6 protein-coding genes are annotated in these 4674 nt (G+C 62.6%); 3 read left to right on the top strand and 3 right to left on the bottom strand.

Going from position 1 to position 4674, the window contains the following annotated elements; translation table 11 throughout:
- On the bottom strand, nucleotides 1-196 hold a 196-nt coding region (locus tag AC5JLB_RS13765), incomplete at its 3' end, for a hypothetical protein (RefSeq protein WP_495874400.1).
- 95 nt (nucleotides 197-291) lie between these two features.
- On the opposite strand from AC5JLB_RS13765, the gene AC5JLB_RS13760 reads away from it, so the two are divergent.
- From AC5JLB_RS13760 to AC5JLB_RS13750, 3 genes are all read left to right on the top strand, one after another.
- The gene (locus AC5JLB_RS13760; RefSeq protein WP_495874399.1) at nucleotides 292-2514 is read left to right on the top strand and encodes a glycosyltransferase; all 2223 of its coding nucleotides are present in this window, start codon (nucleotides 292-294) and stop codon (nucleotides 2512-2514) included.
- A complete protein-coding gene (locus tag AC5JLB_RS13755) occupies nucleotides 2514-3149 on the top strand; it encodes a hypothetical protein (protein WP_495874398.1) in 636 nt (211 codons plus the stop codon). Before AC5JLB_RS13760 ends, AC5JLB_RS13755 begins: the two co-directional genes overlap by 1 nt.
- Nucleotides 3150-3287: 138 nt before the next feature.
- Nucleotides 3288-3686: a hypothetical protein gene (locus AC5JLB_RS13750; protein WP_495874397.1), complete on the top strand. Its 399-nt coding sequence runs from the start codon at nucleotides 3288-3290 to the stop codon at nucleotides 3684-3686.
- A 51-nt stretch (nucleotides 3687-3737) separates the two neighbouring features.
- Here AC5JLB_RS13750 and AC5JLB_RS13745 read toward each other — a convergent pair whose 3' ends face one another.
- Complete coding sequence (locus AC5JLB_RS13745) at nucleotides 3738-4067, bottom strand: hypothetical protein (RefSeq protein ID WP_495874396.1); 330 nt, start codon at nucleotides 4065-4067, stop codon at nucleotides 3738-3740.
- Between the two features lie 116 nt (nucleotides 4068-4183).
- Nucleotides 4184-4674, bottom strand: a 491-nt coding sequence (locus tag AC5JLB_RS13740; protein ID WP_495874395.1) for a substrate-binding domain-containing protein, incomplete at its 5' end; no start/stop codon positions are given.

The following is a 4674-nucleotide window of genomic DNA, read 5'->3' as shown; positions in this document are numbered from 1 at the left end:
GTATCCCCCGATATGTCTTGCCGCAGAGGGTGGCGAGAGCCGTGGCAAGACTGTCGCCATGAACGAAGAAGTCCTTGGGAACGCTGAAGGATATGCGCTCGGTGGTGGTGTCCCCATCTTCGGTCATCACCACGATATCGGCTCGCCGCTGCCCGATCCGCGCTGGCTGGTTTTCCGGAACGAAGCAGACGTTCATCGCTGCGCTCTTAGAGGATCATTAACCATGAAGCGGGCCTTATAGGTGTAAACACGATGCCAATATTGCCCGATCCCTCTTTTCAGAGCCTTACCATGCTGACTCTCATTTTGCCTGTCCGCGACTGGCCCGCGGAGCGGATCGAAGCCTGCCTGCGCAGCTTCGTGGCGCTCGGCTCGCCGCTGCTCAACGAGATCATCGTCATAGACTTTGGCTCGGCTGAGCCGATCGCCCTGCCCGCGAACGTGAATCCTATGGTGCGGCTGGTGCGGCTCGAGGCAAAGGTCTGGAGCCTGGCCGAGGCGATCAATGCCGGCGTGCTGCTGGCCAGCAATGACCTTGTGGCCAAGACCGACGCCGACATCCTGATTTCGCCCGACAGCGCTGACGCCTTCGGTAAGATGGTCGAGGGACTGAAAGCCGGTGACTTCGGCTTGGGTGTTTGCCAGGCAACAGATCTTCACCAGTCGCTCAGCGTGGCCGACGCATCTGATGCGATCGCCCGAGGCGAGCACCCGCTCGGCCGCCTGCGCGCCAAGTGGGGGCAGGGCGGGCTGGTGTTTTTCAGCAAGAAGACCTGGCAGGATATCGGGGGCTTCGACTCACGGTTTACCGGTTGGGGCAACGAGGACAACGACTTTGCCGAGCGCGTGCGGCGCGGCGGCGGCAAGATCCAGTGGGCCGACCGCAACCGGCTCCATATCTTTCACGTCTGGCATCCGCCCTCACACGCGGCGACGGGCGTCCTGAGCCAGCGGCAGCAAAACCAGAAGATCGCTTCAACCGACAAGAGCATCCTGCGCTCGACGGCTTTCCGCCACTCCAACTTCGCCCAGATCGCGGCGCCCGCCGTGATTGCCACGGCGCCGCTGGTGACCCTGGCCGTTGCCACGACCGCGCGTCCGTTCCGCGACCGCATGATCCGCGAGGCGATCGATAGTTTTCGCGGGCAGATCGACGAGGACTTCGAGATCGTCGTGGTCGACAACGGGTCACCGCCCGAAGAGGTCGATGCCTTGCGCGCAACGCTGGGCAAGCTGCGCTGGCCGCAGCGGCTTCATCTCGAAGTCACCGAGCGGCCCTCCATCCCAGGCGCCCGCAACATCATCACGAGCCTTGCCAAAGGCAAGTATATCTGCGTCGTCGATGACGACGACATTGCCTTGCCCAACCGACTGGCCGACCACCTGCGGGTGTTCGAGGGCGATGGCATGCTCCATGGCTCCCATGGCGGCTGGATCGACTTCGACGAGCACACCGGCATCATCGAGCGCAACGGCGGCAAGCACCGGACCGCAGCCACCCTGCTGCGCGGCACCGGCAAGATTACCGCCCACCCGGCAAGCCTTTACCGCACCGACGTGATGCGCGCCGTGCCCTATGACGAAAGCTTTGCCCTGGGCTCGGACCTCGACCTTGCCCTGCGCATGGCTGTTCTTGGTTTCGAAATCGGCCACACCAACAGCTATCTGATGCTGCGCCGCTACCACTCGGCCAATGTGACCATCACCGGTCAGGCCAACCAGGTCAGCAACGGCGCCACGGCGCGCTTGCGGGCGCTTGGCACCTACAGCTGGAACAGGCAGGGCGCACTCGAGCAGGCGGCCAAGGAGCACGACAAGGACGTCTACTGCCGCAACCAGATGTCGTTCGATACGCTGGCCGAAAAGATCCCGGACTATGCCGGACAATGGCAGATCCACGTGCCGATATCGGCATTGAGTGGCCCCTCGGCCTCGCGCATGCTGCAACTGGAAGGCGCAGCCAACGATACCACCGTGCCCGCGGCACGATTCAACCAGGAACTGCTCGAACAGCTGTTCGATATCGTGCCGGGCGAACTGGCAACGCGCCAGGCCGGCCTCAACCAGCCGATCTACTTCTGCTCCGTGCCGCTCCAGGGCCTCAAGCGCGCCAAGCGGGTCAGAAAGGCGGTGGAAGCCCTGATCGGCATGCCGGCCCTGATGACTTCGGTGCGGCAGGCCGAAATCGACCGCAACATCGCGTTCAACTGGAAGAACATCGAAACCAAGTCCGGTGAGCGCGTGCTCCAGTCCGACGAGCACGAGGACCTCTCGACCCTGCTTGTGGCGCTGGCCCAGTTCGACGGGCGCTCGCTGATGAGCCAATCGCTGTCGATCCTCTCCGATTTCGGTGAACGCGGCCGTGTCTATTCGCTGCTCACCCCCTCCATCAAAGGCTACGAGGAGCTGCAGCGCTTCCGCTTCGATCTCGAGCAGCGCACCGGATTGCGCTTCCACCAGGTGGCCGGCAACGGCCAGCGCAGCGAACTCACTTTAACCGCACGGGCCCACTGATGCGTTACCAAGCCGTTGTCGACGAAGCGCTGGGCGAAACCCGCATCGAGCTATCCAGCAATTGCTACACCGATGCCTACCCGCTGGTGCGATCGATCGTGTTCCGCAAGCAGGATATCGACACCAAGGCGCAAAGCCTGCCGCTGGCCTGCGCCATTTTGACGGCAGGCTATTGCGGCGATCATTTCGAGTTCGTCGGCATGCGTATCGGAAACGACTATGCCGATGCCATACGGACACTGCTGGGCCCGAGCACCAATATCGCTGGCGTGGACGGGCACCTGCGCGCCTTAGCGGTGGGCGAGGTCGATATTTTCGCCGAGCGCGCCACGCTGGAACGCCACGCGCCGGCGCAACGCCCCGGCGATACCGTCGCCTATAGCGAGACCACCTGGTCGGGCGACTTCGTTTCAAAAGACACACGCAGCTCTTCCGGGCACGTGACCGGCAGCTATTTCACCAATGCCGAGCTGTTTGCCGACGAGGATTCAGTTTCGATTGCGGTGGCCTTGCTGCATGGGCGGGACCGCTGCCGGACGGTTTACGTGCCGAACCGCAGCGGTCGTTCCGCCGATCGGTTCGAGCCGGTCCAGGACGCGCTGTTCGCCGTTTCGGTTGGTTTGGAAATCGTGTGACCTGAGCAGTTTATGACCGAAACTGCTGATCCGTAAAATTGCGAATATCGGCTAAAGAAGGGAGAAACTCCGTCTCCGCTCTTCGCTCGGCGGGACCGTGAAACCCCGCTATATCACTCCCCAATAGGAGAGTGAATTATGAAGAAAACTGACCTTCGCAAGCTGGGCGTGGCGATCGCAACTGCGGCGATGCTGACCGCGTCAAACCTTCCGGCCATGAGCTATGACGTTGATCCTGCCATGCTTCTGCAGAGCGTTCAGGCGGAAATCAGCGCGGGTCGCCTCGCCAATGCGCAAGCTCTGCTGCTGCGGCTGCAGGCGCTCGGTGTTACCCAGATCCTGATCGCCGGGCAGGCCATGCCCATCGCGCAGCTGGCCAATCTCATCCAGCAGGGTACGCCCGATGCGCTCAACATCATCACCCAGATCGTTGTCGCCGCACAGGCGGGCCAGGCCAACTTCGTGGTGGGCACGCAGGTGGTCGCCGCCATCGACTCCGATCAGCTCGACGCTTTCCCCGTCGGCTCGGCCGGATAAGCCGAAGCTTTCAGAAAATCTCCTTCAACGCCCGGCCAGTCCGGGCGTTTTTTATTCCGGGTGATGGCACCCGTTGATGTGCGCTTTTTCGTGGGCGATGACCATGGACTGCATGTCCCGGCTCATTCCCTGCTGCACCAGGATCATGCGGTTGTTGAGCGTGCAGGCGAGCCGTCCGCCGCACCAAAGGCCAGTTTCGGCGGCACTCACCAATTCAACGCTATAGGGCGTGCTCGGTTCGCGGGTGCACTGGGATGATACCGGCACGCTGAACTGCCAGCCATCCAGCTGCACCTTTCGCCAGTCCGCGCTCTGCGCCGCGACGGGGTGCAACCCGGCTGCGACAACCACCACCGCTAACCACCAGTTCCGCTTGTGCATCTTTGCTCTCCGATCGGTTGAGAGCTTTGCTGCGGGTGGGCGAAGGGCTCAATCTAAACCCTTTATTAACCATACGGGCTAACGTGAATAGCGCCAGTTTTAAATATTTCTTCGGCTCAGCTGCGCCACTGCGGCTGCGGTTCGGCGAGGGTCTGCAACTCCGCTGCCGCCGCGCCGTCGATGCGCCGGAGCAGGAGCCGGGTCAGCTCGACTCCGGCATCAAAAACATCCTCGCGGATGCTGTCGAGCGCTGGAAACAGCGTCGGCAGGATGCCCGAAGTCTGCTTGTAGATCAGTTGCAGATCGTGCCCCACCCGCAACCCGCCCTCCTGCATGCCACCGATCAGCGCAATGGTGCGCATTTCACTGTCGGAGATGATGCCGTCAGGCCGGTCGGCGCGCCGCGCCAGATCGAGGCCCAGCTTCCGCATGTCGGCGGGACTGCCGATCTTGGTGCCCTCGAGCACACTTGCCTCCATGCCGGCGCGCGCCGCGGCACGGTGAAAAGAGGTGACGATGTTGTGGTAGTTGGTGGTGCTGTCGTCCCCGATCAGCAATTGCACATGCCGCGCCCCTTTGCTTTGCAGGCGCTCCACCGCCATGGCCG

This window comes from Myxacorys chilensis, assembly GCF_059505265.1.
Note: the sequence above shows the minus strand (reverse complement) of the source record. Positions and strands in the feature narration are given on the sequence as shown.

Coding starts and splice junctions, on each gene's coding strand:
- AC5JLB_RS13760 (WP_495874399.1), top strand. CDS start 292: ATGCTGACTCTCATTTTGCCTGTCCGCGACTGGCCCGCGGAGCGGATC.
- AC5JLB_RS13755 (WP_495874398.1), top strand. CDS start 2,514: ATGCGTTACCAAGCCGTTGTCGACGAAGCGCTGGGCGAAACCCGCATC.
- AC5JLB_RS13750 (WP_495874397.1), top strand. CDS start 3,288: ATGAAGAAAACTGACCTTCGCAAGCTGGGCGTGGCGATCGCAACTGCG.
- AC5JLB_RS13745 (WP_495874396.1), bottom strand. CDS start 4,067: ATGCACAAGCGGAACTGGTGGTTAGCGGTGGTGGTTGTCGCAGCCGGG.